General features: G+C 64.2%; 15 protein-coding genes. 13 read left to right on the top strand and 2 right to left on the bottom strand.

Features of this window, described 5'->3' with window-relative positions:
* The first annotated feature begins 73 nt into the window (after nt 1-73).
* From JNM03_RS05485 to JNM03_RS05445, 9 genes are all read left to right on the top strand, one after another.
* Nucleotides 74-1,285: a pyridoxal phosphate-dependent aminotransferase gene (locus JNM03_RS05485; protein ID WP_294035077.1), complete on the top strand. Its 1,212-nt coding sequence runs from the start codon at nt 74-76 to the stop codon at nt 1,283-1,285.
* Nucleotides 1,286-1,591: 306 nt separating this feature from the next.
* A complete protein-coding gene (msrA, locus tag JNM03_RS05480) occupies nt 1,592-2,281 on the top strand; it encodes a peptide-methionine (S)-S-oxide reductase MsrA (protein ID WP_294035075.1) in 690 nt (229 codons plus the stop codon).
* 133 nt (nt 2,282-2,414) lie between these two features.
* Entirely contained in the window at nt 2,415-3,554 is a 1,140-nt protein-coding gene (locus JNM03_RS05475) for a serine hydrolase (protein WP_294035073.1), read from the top strand.
* 5 nt (nt 3,555-3,559) lie between these two features.
* Complete coding sequence (locus JNM03_RS05470) at nt 3,560-3,871, top strand: hypothetical protein (protein ID WP_294035071.1); 312 nt, start codon at nt 3,560-3,562, stop codon at nt 3,869-3,871.
* Between the two features lie 221 nt (nt 3,872-4,092).
* Complete coding sequence (sucC, locus tag JNM03_RS05465; RefSeq protein ID WP_294035070.1) at nt 4,093-5,301, top strand: ADP-forming succinate--CoA ligase subunit beta; 1,209 nt, start codon at nt 4,093-4,095, stop codon at nt 5,299-5,301.
* A 108-nt stretch (nt 5,302-5,409) separates the two neighbouring features.
* Nucleotides 5,410-6,159 (top strand): electron transfer flavoprotein subunit beta/FixA family protein, encoded by a 750-nt coding sequence (locus JNM03_RS05460; protein ID WP_294035068.1) that lies wholly within the window; start codon nt 5,410-5,412, stop codon nt 6,157-6,159.
* A complete protein-coding gene (locus JNM03_RS05455) occupies nt 6,156-7,085 on the top strand; it encodes an electron transfer flavoprotein subunit alpha/FixB family protein (protein ID WP_294035066.1) in 930 nt (309 codons plus the stop codon). Before JNM03_RS05460 ends, JNM03_RS05455 begins: the two co-directional genes overlap by 4 nt.
* Before the next feature lie 102 nt (nt 7,086-7,187).
* A complete protein-coding gene (locus JNM03_RS05450; RefSeq protein ID WP_294035064.1) occupies nt 7,188-8,105 on the top strand; it encodes an energy transducer TonB in 918 nt (305 codons plus the stop codon).
* A gap of 14 nt (nt 8,106-8,119) precedes the next feature.
* Entirely contained in the window at nt 8,120-8,902 is a 783-nt protein-coding gene (locus tag JNM03_RS05445) for an enoyl-CoA hydratase (protein ID WP_294035062.1), read from the top strand.
* A 15-nt stretch (nt 8,903-8,917) separates the two neighbouring features.
* On the opposite strand, the gene JNM03_RS05440 is transcribed toward JNM03_RS05445, so the two are convergent.
* Entirely contained in the window at nt 8,918-9,742 is an 825-nt protein-coding gene (locus JNM03_RS05440; protein ID WP_294035060.1) for an energy transducer TonB, read from the bottom strand.
* Nucleotides 9,743-9,877: 135 nt separating this feature from the next.
* Between JNM03_RS05440 and JNM03_RS05435 the strand changes: the two genes are divergently transcribed.
* The 4 genes from JNM03_RS05435 (at nt 9,878) to JNM03_RS05420 (ending at nt 13,914) form a co-directional block, all read left to right on the top strand.
* Nucleotides 9,878-10,528 carry a hypothetical protein gene (locus tag JNM03_RS05435; protein WP_294035058.1) on the top strand — a complete coding sequence of 217 codons (651 nt, stop codon included), beginning with the start codon at nt 9,878-9,880 and terminating at the stop codon, nt 10,526-10,528.
* Between the two features lie 182 nt (nt 10,529-10,710).
* Nucleotides 10,711-12,054, top strand: a complete 1,344-nt coding sequence (locus JNM03_RS05430; protein ID WP_294035056.1) for a phosphotransferase — start codon at nt 10,711-10,713, stop codon at nt 12,052-12,054.
* A gap of 20 nt (nt 12,055-12,074) precedes the next feature.
* Complete coding sequence (locus JNM03_RS05425) at nt 12,075-13,370, top strand: acyl-CoA dehydrogenase family protein (protein ID WP_294035054.1); 1,296 nt, start codon at nt 12,075-12,077, stop codon at nt 13,368-13,370.
* Between the two features lie 16 nt (nt 13,371-13,386).
* The gene (locus JNM03_RS05420; protein ID WP_294035052.1) at nt 13,387-13,914 is read left to right on the top strand and encodes a cupin domain-containing protein; all 528 of its coding nucleotides are present in this window, start codon (nt 13,387-13,389) and stop codon (nt 13,912-13,914) included.
* A 171-nt stretch (nt 13,915-14,085) separates the two neighbouring features.
* Here the strand turns inward: JNM03_RS05420 and JNM03_RS05415 are convergent, their stop codons facing one another.
* Nucleotides 14,086-14,397, bottom strand: coding sequence for an alkylphosphonate utilization protein (locus JNM03_RS05415; protein ID WP_294035050.1), 312 nt, complete (start codon nt 14,395-14,397; stop codon nt 14,086-14,088).
* Between the last annotated feature and the right edge of the window lies 1 nt (nt 14,398).

Genomic DNA, 14,398 nt, shown 5'->3' with positions numbered 1-14,398 from the left:
GCGGTTGCGGCAATCCAAGGTCGCGGCTATGCGCGGCGCGCGCAATTTCCTTATCGAACAGGGGACGCCTCTCATGTCGCTGAAGCCGCATACCTCCGCCGCGTTGAACCGCATCCAGCCTTCGGCGACACTCGCGATGACCGCGCGCGTGGCGAAGCTGAAAGCGGACGGTGTCGATGTGATCGGCCTGTCGGCGGGCGAACCCGATTTCGATACGCCCGATTTCGTCAAGGAAGCCGCGATCGAGGCGATCCGGAACGGCCAGACCAAGTACACGCTGGTCGATGGCACGATCGCCCTCAAGGAGGCGATCCGCGGCAAGTTTCGCCGTGACAACGGGCTCGATTATGGGCTCGATCAGATCAGCGTGAATGTCGGCGGCAAGCATACGCTGTTCAATGCCCTGGTCGCGACGGTCGATGCGGGCGACGAGGTGATCATCCCGGCACCCTATTGGGTGAGCTATCCCGACATCGTCGCTTTTGCCGGCGGAACTCCTGTGGTTATCGAAGGGACCGCGGCGCAGAATTACAAGATCACGCCGGCACAGCTCGATGCCGCGATCACGGCGAAGACCCGCTGGGTGATGTTCAACTCGCCGTCGAACCCGTCGGGCGCGGCCTATTCGCCGCAGGAACTCGATGCGATCGGCGACGTCATTCGTCGTCATCCGCATGTGATGGTGATGACCGACGACATGTACGAGCATGTCTGGTACGCCGATTTCGAGTTCACGACCATCGCGCAGCGTTGCCCCGACCTGATCGACCGCATCCTGACGGTGAACGGCTGTTCGAAAGCCTATGCGATGACCGGCTGGCGCATCGGGTACGCGGGCGGGCCGGCGTGGATCGTCAAGGCGATGGCCAAGCTGCAGTCACAGTCGACGTCGAACCCCTGCTCGATCGCGCAGGCGGCGGCGGCGGCGGCGCTCGGCGGGCCGCAGCAGTTCCTCGACGATCGTAACGCCGCGTTCAGGAAGCGCCGCGACATGGTCGTCGCGATGCTCAACGACGCTCCCGGTCTCAATTGCCCAACGCCCGATGGCGCCTTCTATGTCTACCCCGACGCGAGCGGCTGCATCGGCAAGAAGACGCCCGACGGCAAGCTGATCGACAGCGACGAGGCGCTGATCGACTATTTCCTCGACAGCGCGCGCGTTGCGGCGGTGCATGGCGGTGCCTTTGGCCTGTCGCCGGCATTCCGCGTCTCCTATGCGACGTCGGAGGCCGTGCTGAAGGAGGCGTGCGTGCGCATCCAGCAGGCGTGCGCGGCGCTGTCCTGATCCCGTATCGCAGCGCGGCGTCCCATCCGCGAAGCTGAACGGTACGCAACGATCCGGTTCACCGGATGGTAAGCACTCTGGTTTAAACGTGACCGCCATCACTGCACGTCTGGTCGGGGCGCTCCATATCGTCGGTGTGATCAACGCGGCTCTGTCCGCGAATCGACATGATATGAGAAGAGGCTTATATGCTGTCCATGCTCCGCTCCGACTGGTTTCTGACCATGCTCGCCGGCTTTGCCATTGGCGCCGTGATCGTCGCCATGCAGCAACCCGCGCTGGCGATGCCGCTATAAGGCTTTCCGCATGACAAAGTTCAGGATGACCTTCGCGCGGCACGGGATCGTGGCGCTCGCAGGCGTTGCGATCTTTACCCATGTGCTGCCCGCGCAAGCGGAAAGCGTCGTCAAGCTTCCCGCCGCCGCCGTCGATCCGTCCGTGCAGGCAAAGCGCGCAACCGCGGTGCTCGCCGGGGGCTGTTTCTGGGGCGTCGAGGGCGTGTTTTCGAATGTGAAGGGGGTCATCTCGGTCGAATCGGGCTATCACGGCGGCAGCAAGGCAACGGCGAGATACGAACTGACCCATGATGGCACTTCCGGCCATGCCGAGGCGGTTCGCATTGTCTATGATCCGTCGCAGGTCAGTTACGGGACGCTGCTGCGCGTCCTTTTTTCGGTGATTGCCGACCCGACGCTCAAGAATCGTCAGGGCCCCGACAGCGGTCCGCAATATCGTGCCGCGATCGTTCCGCTCGACGCCGTGCAGCGGCAGGTCGCGACCGCCTATCTGGCGCAGATCGCGAAGGGACGCTATTTCCCCAAGCCGATCGTTGTGCCGGTCGAGGCTTACAAGACCTTTTATCCCGCCGAGGCCAATCACCAGAACTTCATGCAGCGCAATCCGAAGAACGGATATATCGCCTCCTGGGACGCACCCAAGCTGGCGGCCTTCAAGCGGCTGTTTCCCGAACTCGTGCGTGCGAGGCCCGCTCCTTAGGTTGAGGGGTTCCGCCGCTTATCGCGGCATTTGAATCATTCGTCGCAATTTGCTGGCCCGACCCGCGCACCTGCGGGACGAGGGTTTCGACCATGGGGTCGCAACAAAAGACGGGCGCAGCCGCGGGGTGGAAATGACGTTCAGGTTTTCGGGCAGGCCGCTGCTCGGTATTGCCATTGGTGCCGTTTTTCTCGCCGGCTGTGTGAGCAGCGCGGCGTTCGTTCCGGCGCCGCAGAAGCCGCAGGCGGCGCTCGGCGGACCGGTGACGGTGGCGATCGGTGCCCCCGTCCGGGCTTCGGCCGCGACGCCGCCGCCGCGCGGCACGCTCGATCCCGGCTTTCGCCGTCCCGCCGCCGGCCTCAGTGAGCGCATAGCCGGTTTGTGGCGTGCTTTCCCGGGCAAGACCGGCATCGCGGTGCAGCGTATCGATGGGGAATGGGCGATCGCTCAACGCGGCGGCGACCTGTTCCCGCAACAGAGCGTGTCGAAGCTGTGGGTCACGATGTCGATCCTCGACGCAGTCGACAATGGCCGGGTCCGGCTGGATCAGAAAGTCCGCATCGGACCCGAAGATCTGGTGGTGTTTCACCAACCGCTCGCGAGCCGCGTCCAGGCCGAGGGGGCGATCAGCATGACCGTCCGCGATCTGATCGAAACGGCGATCACGCAGAGCGACAATCTTGCGAACGACAGCCTGCTGCGCACAGTCGGCGGTCCGAATGCCGTGCGCGGCTTCATCTCGAAAAAGGATCTGGGTTCGATCCGCTTTGGTCCGGGCGAACGCCTGCTACAGGCCGGGACGGCGGGGCTGACCTGGCAGCAAAGCTATTCGATCGGCCGCAATTTCCAGACCGCCCGCGCTGCGTTGCCGCCCGCGACGCGCAAGTCGGCGATGGACAATTATCTTGCGAATCCCGTCGACGGCGCAAGTCCTTCGGCGATTGCGGGCGCGCTGACGCGGCTTGCCCGGGGGACGCTTCTGTCGCCGGAGTCGACCGACTATCTGCTCGGCGTGATGAGCCGGACCAAGAGCGGCCCGAAGCGGCTCAAGGCGGGCTTGCCGCCGGGCTGGACCTTTGTGCACAAGACCGGCACCGGACAGGACCTGAACGGGATGACGGCAGGGTATAATGACATCGGTATTGCGACGGCGCCCGACGGCACACGCTATGCGATCGTCGTGATGATGGGCAGCACGACCTCGTCGATCCCGGCGCGCATGGCGCTGATGCAGGCGGTGTCGGGCGCCGTTGCCGAATTTCACGGAAGATAGGGCGGATGAAACTGGCAATATTTCCCTTGCTCGCCGCCTCGCTGATGCTCGGCGGCTGTGCGACGCCCGAAACGCGGCTGCGCACCGGGCTCAACAACGCCGGCCTGTCGAAGGCGATGTCGGCATGCATGGCCGAACGCATGGTCGACCGGCTGTCGCTGGTGCAGCTTCGCCGCCTCTCGGCGCTGGGCAGTCTCAAGGACAAACAACTCACCGACCTGTCGCTCGATCAGTTTCTGCGCAAGGTACGCGCGCTCAAGGATCCGGAGATTTTGACGGTGACGACGAGCTCGGCAGCGCTCTGCGCCCTGCGCTGACCCACCGACCCATATAGCCTGCCATTGTCATCCCGGCGAAGGCCGGGATCTCACCCTTGCGTTTCAGTGCACTGGCGAGATTCCGGCTTTCGCCGGGATGACGGAGGAATGAGGATCGATAGAATCTCTTGTTGCCGCAGGGGTAGCCTTGCCGTGCAACTTGTGCTTATGCGGCGCCAATCCTCTCCCCCTTTACAGAGTCGAAAGGTCCGGCAGATCCGATGAACATCCACGAATATCAGGCGAAAGAACTGCTCGCGAAATTTGGCGTCGCCATCCCCAAGGGCATTGCGGCGATGAGCGTAGAAGAAGCCGTCGCGGCGGCGAAGCAGCTCCCCGGGCCGCTCTATGTCGTGAAGTCGCAGATCCACGCCGGCGGCCGCGGGAAGGGCAAGTTCAAGGAACTCGGCCCCGACGCAAAGGGCGGCGTTCGCCTCGCCAAGACGCTCGAGGAAGTCGAAGCGCACGCGAAGGACATGCTGGGCAACACGCTGGTGACGATCCAGACCGGCGAAGCCGGCAAGCAGGTGAACCGCCTTTACATCACCGACGGCGCCGACATCAAAAAGGAATATTATCTCGCGCTCCTCGTCGACCGCGCCACCAGCCGCATCGCGGTGGTCGCCTCGACCGAAGGCGGGATGGACATCGAAACCGTCGCGCACAACACGCCCGACAAGATCCACACGATCACCATCGACCCCGCGACGGGCCTGCAGCCGCACCACGGCCGCAGCGTTGCCGCGGCGCTCGAACTCGACGGCGACCTCGCCAAGCAGGCGGCCAAGGTTCTCGCCGGCCTCTACAACGCCTTCCTCGCGACCGATGCCGAACAGATCGAGATCAACCCGCTCGCGGTCTGCGAAGGCGCGAACGGCGACGAACTGCTCGTCCTCGACGCCAAATTGGGCTTCGACGGCAATGCGATGTTCCGCCACAAGGATATCGCCGAGCTGCGCGACCTGACCGAGGAAGACCCGGCCGAGGTCGAGGCATCGGAATATGACCTCGCCTACATCAAGCTCGACGGCAATATCGGCTGCATGGTCAACGGCGCCGGCCTCGCGATGGCGACGATGGATATCATCAAATTGAACGGAGCCTTCCCGGCCAACTTCCTTGACGTCGGCGGCGGCGCCTCGAAGGAAAAGGTGACGGCGGCGTTCAAGATCATCCTGAAGGACCCGGCGGTCGAGGGCATCCTCGTCAATATCTTCGGCGGCATCATGAAGTGCGACATCATCGCCGAGGGCATCGTTGCCGCGGCGAAGGAAGTGAACCTGTCGGTCCCGCTCGTCGTCCGTCTGGAGGGCACGAACGTCCAGCAGGGCAAGGACATTCTCGCCAATTCGGGCCTGCCGATCGTGGCGGCCAACGACCTGGGTGACGCGGCAAGGAAGATCGTCGCCGAGGTTGCCAAGGCGGCCTGATAATCCACATCCCCTCCCCGTGAGGGAGGGGAGGGACTGCTAGTTGACGTTTACGTAAACCGCAACTATGACGCAGTGCACAATTTGTTGAGAGGAGCTTTTAAAGCCATGAAAATCCTCGTCCCCGTGAAGCGGGTGCTCGATTACAACGTGAAGCCTCGGGTGAAGTCCGACGGCACGGGCGTTGACCTGGCCAATGTGAAGATGTCGATGAACCCGTTCGACGAGATCGGTATCGAAGAAGCGATCCGCCTGAAGGAAAAGGGCGTCGCGACCGAGATCGTTGCCGTGTCCGTCGGCCCGGCGAAGGCGCAGGAAGCGCTGCGCACCGCGCTCGCGATGGGCGCCGACCGTGCGATCCTGGTGCAGACCGACGATGAGGTCGAGCCGCTGGCGCTCGCCAAGATCTTCAAGGCGATTGCCGACGCCGAAGCGCCGGGTCTCGTGATCCTCGGCAAGCAGGCGATCGACGGCGACAACAACCAGACCGGCCAGATGCTCGCTGCGCTGACCGGCTGGCCGCAGGGCACTTTTGCCAGCGCGGTGAACGTGGAGGGCGACCATGTCAGCGTGACCCGCGAAGTCGACGGCGGTCTCGAAACGGTGAAGCTGAAGCTTCCCGCGATCGTCACCACCGACCTTCGCCTGAACGAGCCGCGCTATGCCTCGCTGCCGAACATCATGAAGGCGAAGTCGAAGCCGCTCGATACCAAGTCGCCCGCCGACTACGGCGTCGACACGGCCCCGCGCGTCAAGACGGTCAAGGTCTCGGAACCGCCCGTCCGCTCGGCCGGCGTCAAGGTCGCCGATGTCGATGAACTGGTTGCCAAGCTGAAGGCGATGGGAGTGCATTCATGAAAACGCTCGTTTGGGTCGAACATGACGGCAGCGCCGTCAAGGATGCCACGCTCGCCGCGGTGACCGCCGCCTCGAAGCTCGGCGAAGTCCATCTGCTCGTTGCCGGTTCCGGCGTCGATGGCGTTGCGAAGGCTGCCGCCGGGATCGCCGGTGTGCAGAAGGTGCATGTCGCCGACAACGCCGCCTTCGGTCACAACCTGCCCGAGAATATCGCGCCGCTCGTCGCCGAGCTGATGGCGAGCCACGATGCGTTCGTTGCGCCTGCGACCACCACCGGCAAGAATATCGCGCCGCGCGTCGCTGCCCTGCTCGACGTGATGCAGATCAGCGAAATCCTGTCGGTCGAGGGTCCGAAGACCTTCACCCGCCCGATCTACGCCGGCAACGCGATTGCGACCGTCGAAAGCTCGGATGCGAAGCTGGTCCTGACCATTCGCGGCACCGCCTTCGAAAAGGCTGCCAGCACCGGCGGTTCGGGCACTGTTGAAGCCGTTTCGGCTGGCGGCGACGCCGGCATCTCGAGCTTCGTTGGTGCCGAAATCGCCAAGCAGGACCGTCCCGAGCTGACCTCGGCCAAGATCATCGTGTCGGGTGGCCGCGCGCTGGGGTCGAGCGAGAAATATCAGGAAGTGATCGTCCCGCTCGCCGACAAGCTCGGCGCCGCGCTCGGCGCCAGCCGCGCCGCGGTCGACGCGGGCTATGTTCCCAACGACTATCAGGTCGGCCAGACCGGCAAGATCGTCGCGCCGGAAGTGTATTTCGCGATCGGCATCTCGGGCGCGATCCAGCACCTCGCCGGCATGAAGGATTCGAAGACGATCGTCGCGATCAACAAGGACGAGGACGCCCCGATCTTCCAGGTCGCCGACTTCGGCCTCGTCGCCGATCTGTTCAACGCCGTTCCGGAGCTGACCGGCAAGATCTAAGCGATCGCACCATGGTTCGAAAAGAGGGGCGGTCCCGGCGGGACTGCCCCTTTTCTTTGTCCCGCGCTTGCACTTCGGTGCATCGGGCGGCAAGTTTGTCGCATGACGAAAAGAGCTTATCGATTGTCCTGCGCTGCCGGTGCCGCTGCCTTGCTGTTGCCGGTCGGGGCCGCGAGCGCGCCGAAAGAGCCGCTGCGTTTGCAACCAGTCTCCAAATGGAATGTCCATTATGCCGACGACAGTTGCCGCATGAGCCGGGTCTTCGGTGAGGGCGATCAACAGGTCGCTTTCATCGCCGAACGCTATCGGCCGGGCGATGCGCTGCGCATCAGCTTCATTGGAAAACCGGCGGGAACCAGCCTCAATCAGGGTGTCGTGCGCATCCTGTTCGGTCCGTCCGAGACCGAGCAGGAGGTCGAATTCTACCCCGCGACCGCCGCCGACAAGCAGCCGGCCCTGATCCTGCGCGGCAATGTTCGCGTCGTGGCGCGGTCACCGCAGGAGATGGCCGCCTATGAAGCGGCACTGAAAGCCGGCGAGTTCCAGTTCCGCTGGTCGGAGGTCACACCCGAGCAGGAAGAGGCAATTACCTTCATCTCGGTCAGGCGCTCGATCCGCGAACCTTTCATTCTCGAGACCGGGCCGCTCGGCGGTCCGCTCGCGGCGCTTCGCACATGCACGAACGAATTGCTGACCCACTGGGGTATCGACGTTGCCCGGCATGCGGGATCGACCCGGCCGGTCACGCCGAAGAGCGACCCGCGCAATTGGGTGACGCCGGGGGATTATCCATCCTCGATGTTGGCGATGGGAAAACGCGCGATCGTACAGTTTCGTCTGAATGTCGATGCCGCGGGTGCGCCGACAGCATGCCATATTCAGCAATCGACCCGACCCAAGCAATTCGACGACGCCGTGTGCGCGGCGATCATGCGCCGCGCGAAGTTCGAGCCCGCGCTCGACGCCGACGGACGACCAATGCCATCCTATTGGCTGAATTCGGTTACATTCCATATATAGGGGCGACGCGCACGATGGCTTTGGTTCTTGTCACCCGCGACGAAGGCATCGCGACCGTCACGCTCAACCGACCCGAGGCGATGAATGCTTTGTCGCGGGCGCTGCGTGCCGATCTCGCGGCGGCGATGCGCGAACTGGCCGGTGACGAGGCGGTGCGTGCGATCGTGCTGACCGGCGCCGGCGAGCGGGCGTTTACCGCCGGGCTCGACCTCAAGGAACTCGGCGCCGATACGACCAATCTTGGCGCAGCCAATGCCGATGGGGCCGACGAAAACCCGGTCAAGGCGATCGAGCTGTGCCCGCAACCGGTCATCGGCGCGATCAACGGCGTCGCGATCACGGGCGGATTCGAGGTGGCGCTGGCGTGCGACATATTGATCGCCTCGACCAACGCGCGCTTCGCCGATACGCATGCGCGCGTGGGCATCCTCCCCGGATGGGGCCTGTCGCAGAAACTGTCGCGCATCATCGGCATCGGCCGCGCCAAGGAACTGTCGCTGACCGGGAATTTCCTCGATGCGCAGGCGGCTTGCGACTGGGGTCTGGTCAACCGCGTGGTCGCGCCCGAAGCGCTGTTGCCCGCGGCGCATGCGATTGCGCGCGACATCGCGGGCATCGATCCGGCGATGATACGGCCGTACAAGCGGCTGATCGACGATGGCTACGGCCTGTCCTTGGGCGAGGCGCTGGCGTTCGAGCATCGAACGACGTCGGCGGCCAACCGCCAGGTCAGCGCCGCTGATGTCGAGGCAAGGCGCGTCGCGGTCATGCAGCGCGGTCGTGAGCGCGCGGGTTGATCCCGGCCGGCCCGATTATTGAGGAATCTGCCAGCGCACGCGGTTGACATAAAAACTGGCCACGGGCTGGTCGTTCGCATCGCGCGCTGGCTTGAACTTCGCCCGTTCGCGCAGCAGCTTGCATGCAAGCTGGTCGAGAACCGCCGACTTGCTGCTGTGCAGAATCAGGCAATTCTCCACTGCGCCCTTGCTGTCGATCTTGAGCTGGAATGCCACTGTCCCTTGGATATCGCGGCGCAGCTCTTCGAGCGGGTAGTCGTCGGTGGCCACCCATCGCGCCGGCGATCCATCCGGCATGGGTTGTTCCTTCAACGCGTGAACCGCGTCGATATCCACACCCCATCCTTTCAGCAGGTCGTCGTGGCAGGTCTGCAGGGCTGCAAGCGCCGCCTTTCCGTCCGACCAAAGCATCGTGATGTCGAGCTTGTTGTCGGCGGTAAGACGTATCTTCTGGTTGTTGGTGATTCCTGCCAGAATTTGCGGGTCCCCGTCGTACCAGCGAATGAATCGTTCCGGACGCTTGGGTACTCCCATTGAATAGCCGTCAAATTCGGCGGACGCTTGCTGTGGGTCCAACTGCATCCTGACCTTCACGTCTCTGCCGAGGCGCGGGACATGTGCTCCGGCGATTACCATGTCAAAGCTTTGTAGGCCCGATCCACGCGCGAGGCGCATCGTGACCGCGTCGTCGCCGGTTCCGAAGGTGCGCAGTAGCCGGCACTCTTCGTCCGCATAATCGACCTTCCACGGCGTCGATGGCGTCAGCACAGGAGCTTCGGAAGCTCTGAGAGAGGTTGCGGCGAGTGACGTAGCGGCCAGGAAAAGTACGACGAAGGACATGGAATATGTGCGAGCCATTGCGATACGTTCTGCACGGGAGAGTGGGAGCGTCAAGTCCGCTGGATTATTCGGATGGTAATCTTGCAGACATAGGCTGCCGTGGGCTGCGGGAGAGGGCCGCGGGAGGGGAGTAGCATGGCCTTCGTCAGCGACTATCAGAAACGGCAGATCCGGGAGACCGAGCTACGGCGATATGATCGCTGGTTCGTCGACACCGCGATGGGACCGGCCTATCGCGCGCGCGACGGCCGCGCGCGCGGGGTCCGCGCGGACGAGGTCGCGCGATGGCGCGCCGACGTCGAGGCCCATGTCGACGCGATGATCGCGTCGATCCCGGTGCAGGCGGCGTGGGGTGTCGGGGCGTTGCTGGTCCTCGTCTTTGGCGGCGGCTGGTTGCTCGACCTTACGGCGATTCCGCAGCGGTTTCACGGACCGGCGATCGGAATCGGCGTCTTCGTGGTCGAGGTCGGGCTGCTGGGGATCGAGGCGTGGGACTATCTGGGAGGGTGGCGTCGCCGCCGCGACGCCATCGAAAATGCCGTGCGGACGCGCGCGCCGCTGCCGATCGATCCGGTTCGTCTGGGCAGCGGGCGGAATTGGTTCCAGATCGGATCGGTCGCGCTGGTCGCACCGGTCATCCTTATGGCTTTCTTTTCGCACGCCGATGATCGGCTGATCGAGCGAATCGACTGGTGGGGCTGGATGGTGCTGATCGTGCCGCTGGCCTGGGGGCTGCATTTCGCCGGCAAATGGTACGACGGCCATATGCGGAATTTGCGTCGCTGAGGCGCTTGCCGCCGGTTGCGGCAAGATTGTCACTTTCCTGACTTGCCGATCTCCGACCGGTCGGCCTTCCCCTTCAAAAGCCGCGCGAATTGCGCCGCATCAGTGACGTCCCGCCGTGCCGACACACGACAAGGTGCAATTGGCCACTTGCCGCTTACGTAAACTGCAAGCACTATGCCCCCATGACCGAGCTTAGCCTGCCCCTGTCCGCCGTCATGACCCGCATCGCCGGCCCGGGCGCGCTTGCCGGTCTTGGTCGCCTGTCGGGCGGCGCGAACATGGAAAGCTGGGCGTTCGACTGGGCGGGCCCCGATGGCTCGAACGGCTATGTGCTGCGCCGCGCCCCCTCGGCAGAATATATGGAGGGCCGGCCCTATAGCCATGCGGACGAAGCGGCGCTGGTCGCCGCGGCGCATGAGGCGGGGGTGAAGGCGCCCGAGGTCGTCGGCGTCCTGACCGATGGCGATGGGCTCGGCACCGGCTATGTGATGCGGCGCGTCGTCGCCGAGGTGAACCCTGCGAGGATATTGGCCGCACCTCCGCCGTCGCTGCTGGCCGATCTCGGACGCGAACTGGCGCGCATCCATGCGATCCCGCGCGCGACGATTCCCGATGCGATCCCGGTGATGGACACGGCCGACGCACTCGCCGAGCTCAAGGCACGTTTTCTGTCTTATGGCGGCGACCGTCCGGCCATCGCGCTGGCGATCCGCTGGTGCGAGGATCATCTGCCCGCGGCCGCCGAACCCGTGCTGGTCCATGGCGATTACCGGATGGGCAATGTGATGGTGGGTGCAGATGGACTCGCCGCGGTGCTTGACTGGGAACTGGCGCATCTCGGCGACGCGCACGAGGATATCGCCTTTGGCTGCATGACGGTGTGGCGCTTTGGCCAGCTCGACCGGCCTGCATTCGGGGTCGGCAGTCTCGAGGATTATTTTGCGGCCTATGAGGCGGCAGGCGGCGGCAAGGTCGATCGCACCCGCTTCCGGTTCTGGCTCGTCTATCGCACCCTCTGGTGGGCGCTTGGCTGCTTGCAGATGGGGCAGGCGTGGCGCAGCGGCGCGGATGCGACGGTCGAGCGCGTCGTTGTCGGGCGGCGAACCGCCGAGCAGGAACTCGACCTGATCGGGCTCCTGGGTGAAGAAGCGCCGGCGGAAGAGCAGGCGAGGGCACTGTCGGCGCCTCCCGCCTTGCCCTCCGCTCCGGTTGGCGAGCCGACCAACCGCGAGATGGTGCAGGCGGTGCGCGACTGGATCGAAGGCGCGATCAAGCAGACCGCCGAAGGACATGCGAAGTTCGAGGCGGTGGTCGCGATGAACGCGCTGGGCATCGTGCTGCGCGACCTGGATGCCGGTGTGTGCGCCGAGGACAAGGCATTGGCGACCGCGTTGCTGGCGGGCGAGACGACGTTGGCCGAACCCGGCCTGCTGGCGAGGCTGCGCCGCGCCGCGCTCGACAAATGCGCGATCGACAGCCCCAAATATGCCGCGCTCGCCGCGGCGCGTGCGGCCTGGAACGGATAGAGAATAACGGGAGAGAGACGATGGATTTTGCGATGCCGGCCGACTTGCAGGCCTATCTGGAGGAACTCGATGCTTTCATCGAAGCCGAGATCAAGCCGCTGGAGCTGGCCGACGACAACATCCGCTTCTTTGACCATCGCCGCGAACATGCGCGCACCGACTGGGACAATCAGGGCCTGCCGCGCCACGAGTGGGAACAATTGCTGCGGCAGGCGACGCGCAAGGCCGATGCGGCGGGCCATTGGCGTTTCTCTGCGCCGAAGAAATATGGCGGCAAGGACGGATCGAACCTGTGGATGGCGGTGATCCGCGAACATTTCGCCGCCAAGGGACTTGGCCTCCACAACGACCTGCAGAACGAACACAGCATCGTCGGCAATTTCCCCTTCGTCGAGATGTTCGAGCAATTCGCGACGAGCGAGGAGCAGAAGCAGGAATTCATCCTCGGCGGGTTCGAGGGCAAGCGCCGGACCGCCTTTGGCTTGACCGAACCCGATCACGGATCGGACGCCACGCACATGGAAACGCGCGCGGTGCGCGAGACGCGCGACGGCGTCGACGGCTGGCTCATCAATGGCCGCAAGATGTGGATCACCGGCATGCATGTCGCGACGCATTGCGCAACCTTCTGCCGCACCGCCGGCGAGGACGGCGATGCGAAGGGCATCACCTGCCTGCTCGTGCCGACGGGGACGCCGGGTATGACGGTCGATGAATATATGTGGACCTTCAACATGCCGACCGATCATCCGCGCATGACGTTCACCGACGTGTGGGTGCCCGACAACGCGCGGCTGGGCCCGGAGGGCGGCGGGCTGTCGATCGCGCAGAGCTTCGTTCACCAGAACCGTATCCGCCAGGCCGCATCGTCGCTCGGCGCGGCCGTTTTCTGCATCGAGGAAAGCGTCCGATATGCCCGGACACGCAAGCCGTTCGGCGAGGCGCTGGCCAGGAATCAGGCGATCCAGTTCCCGCTGGTCGAGCTCGCGACGCAGGCCGAAATGCTGCGCCTGTTGATCCGCAAGACCGCGTGGGACATGGACAACACCCCGCACAAGGAGATCGAGCGGACGCTGTCCGACAAGGTCAGCATGTGCAATTACTGGGCGAACCGCCTATGCTGCGAAGCGGCCGACCGTGCGATGCAGGTCCATGGCGGCATCGGCTATTCGCGGCACAAGCCGTTCGAGCATATCTATCGCCACCACCGCCGCTACCGGATCACCGAGGGGGCGGAAGAAATCCAGATGCGCAAGGTCGGGGCCTATCTGTTCGGTTATCTTGGCCCGCGCAGGGAGACGATCGGAAAGATTTGACGGAAGGGAGAGGATCATGACCGAAGCCGCCCACAAGGCCGGAGCGCAGCCGTCGTTCCGGGTTTTCCGGGGCGCCGAAGCGCCCGGCCTCGACGAAACCGACAAGATGACGCTCGCCGGGCTGACGCCGATCGTCGAAGCTGGCATCGCCCGCTGGGTCGGAGCGGGCGTGGGCGAGGGGAATGTGACCAAGGTGCTGTTCGCACTGCCGCACATGAGCCTGACCTATGCCTGGTTCAAAAGCGGATTCGCCCTGCCGCTGCACAGTCACGACGCCGACTGCCTCTATTACATCATCGCGGGATCGCTGAAGCTTGGCACCGAGGAGCTGGGACCTGGTGATGGCTTCTTCGTCGGCAGCGACGTGCCCTATACGTACAAGCCCGGACCCGATGGCGTCGAAGTGCTGGAATTCCGCACCGTCGAGCATTTCGACATGAAGTTCCAGGGACGAACCGAGGCCTATTGGGACAAGGTCGTCGCGGGAATGGACGCCGCGCGGCCCCGCTGGGACAAGGAACGGCCGCCTTCGGCGCGGGCTTAGGGCTTGATTGGGGCGGACTGAAACGCGGTTTTCATCTCGTCATCCCGGCGAAGGCCGGGATGACGATTCCATCAATTATGATCACGTTCCAAACCGATGCGCGTTAAGCCCGGACTATATTCCTGCTCCACACGAACGGTCGGGGACGATCCCGATCAAATGCGCGATCGCCTAACGCTTGCGCACGAATTCCGTTCGCAGCACCAGCCCCTTGATCCCCTCGTAGCGACAGTCGACCTCTTCGGGATCGGCGGTCAGCCGGATCGACTTGATCACGGTGCCGACCTTCAGCGTCTGCCCCGCGCCCTTCACCGGCAGATCCTTGATCAGGACGACCGAGTCGCCATCGTTCAGCACATTGCCGACCGCGTCCTTGGCTTCGGGTAACGCATTGGCGGCGGCCGCCCGTTCGCGCGCATCGCTCGCAGACAGCCATTCGCCGCTCGCCTCGTCATAGACATAGTCTTCGTCGTCGCTGGTCATA

It is taken from the genome of Sphingopyxis sp., from assembly GCF_016793825.1.
GTDB lineage: Bacteria > Pseudomonadota > Alphaproteobacteria > Sphingomonadales > Sphingomonadaceae > Sphingopyxis.
The sequence above is the reverse complement of the archived record's forward strand: the minus strand, read 5'-3'. Positions and strand labels throughout refer to the sequence as shown.

Coding starts and splice junctions, on each gene's coding strand:
- JNM03_RS05485 (WP_294035077.1), top strand. CDS start 74: ATGTCGCTGAAGCCGCATACCTCCGCCGCGTTGAACCGCATCCAGCCT.
- msrA (WP_294035075.1), top strand. CDS start 1,592: ATGACAAAGTTCAGGATGACCTTCGCGCGGCACGGGATCGTGGCGCTC.
- JNM03_RS05475 (WP_294035073.1), top strand. CDS start 2,415: ATGACGTTCAGGTTTTCGGGCAGGCCGCTGCTCGGTATTGCCATTGGT.
- JNM03_RS05470 (WP_294035071.1), top strand. CDS start 3,560: ATGAAACTGGCAATATTTCCCTTGCTCGCCGCCTCGCTGATGCTCGGC.
- sucC (WP_294035070.1), top strand. CDS start 4,093: ATGAACATCCACGAATATCAGGCGAAAGAACTGCTCGCGAAATTTGGC.
- JNM03_RS05460 (WP_294035068.1), top strand. CDS start 5,410: ATGAAAATCCTCGTCCCCGTGAAGCGGGTGCTCGATTACAACGTGAAG.
- JNM03_RS05455 (WP_294035066.1), top strand. CDS start 6,156: ATGAAAACGCTCGTTTGGGTCGAACATGACGGCAGCGCCGTCAAGGAT.
- JNM03_RS05450 (WP_294035064.1), top strand. CDS start 7,188: ATGACGAAAAGAGCTTATCGATTGTCCTGCGCTGCCGGTGCCGCTGCC.
- JNM03_RS05445 (WP_294035062.1), top strand. CDS start 8,120: ATGGCTTTGGTTCTTGTCACCCGCGACGAAGGCATCGCGACCGTCACG.
- JNM03_RS05440 (WP_294035060.1), bottom strand. CDS start 9,742: ATGTCCTTCGTCGTACTTTTCCTGGCCGCTACGTCACTCGCCGCAACC.
- JNM03_RS05435 (WP_294035058.1), top strand. CDS start 9,878: ATGGCCTTCGTCAGCGACTATCAGAAACGGCAGATCCGGGAGACCGAG.
- JNM03_RS05430 (WP_294035056.1), top strand. CDS start 10,711: ATGACCGAGCTTAGCCTGCCCCTGTCCGCCGTCATGACCCGCATCGCC.
- JNM03_RS05425 (WP_294035054.1), top strand. CDS start 12,075: ATGGATTTTGCGATGCCGGCCGACTTGCAGGCCTATCTGGAGGAACTC.
- JNM03_RS05420 (WP_294035052.1), top strand. CDS start 13,387: ATGACCGAAGCCGCCCACAAGGCCGGAGCGCAGCCGTCGTTCCGGGTT.
- JNM03_RS05415 (WP_294035050.1), bottom strand. CDS start 14,397: ATGACCAGCGACGACGAAGACTATGTCTATGACGAGGCGAGCGGCGAA.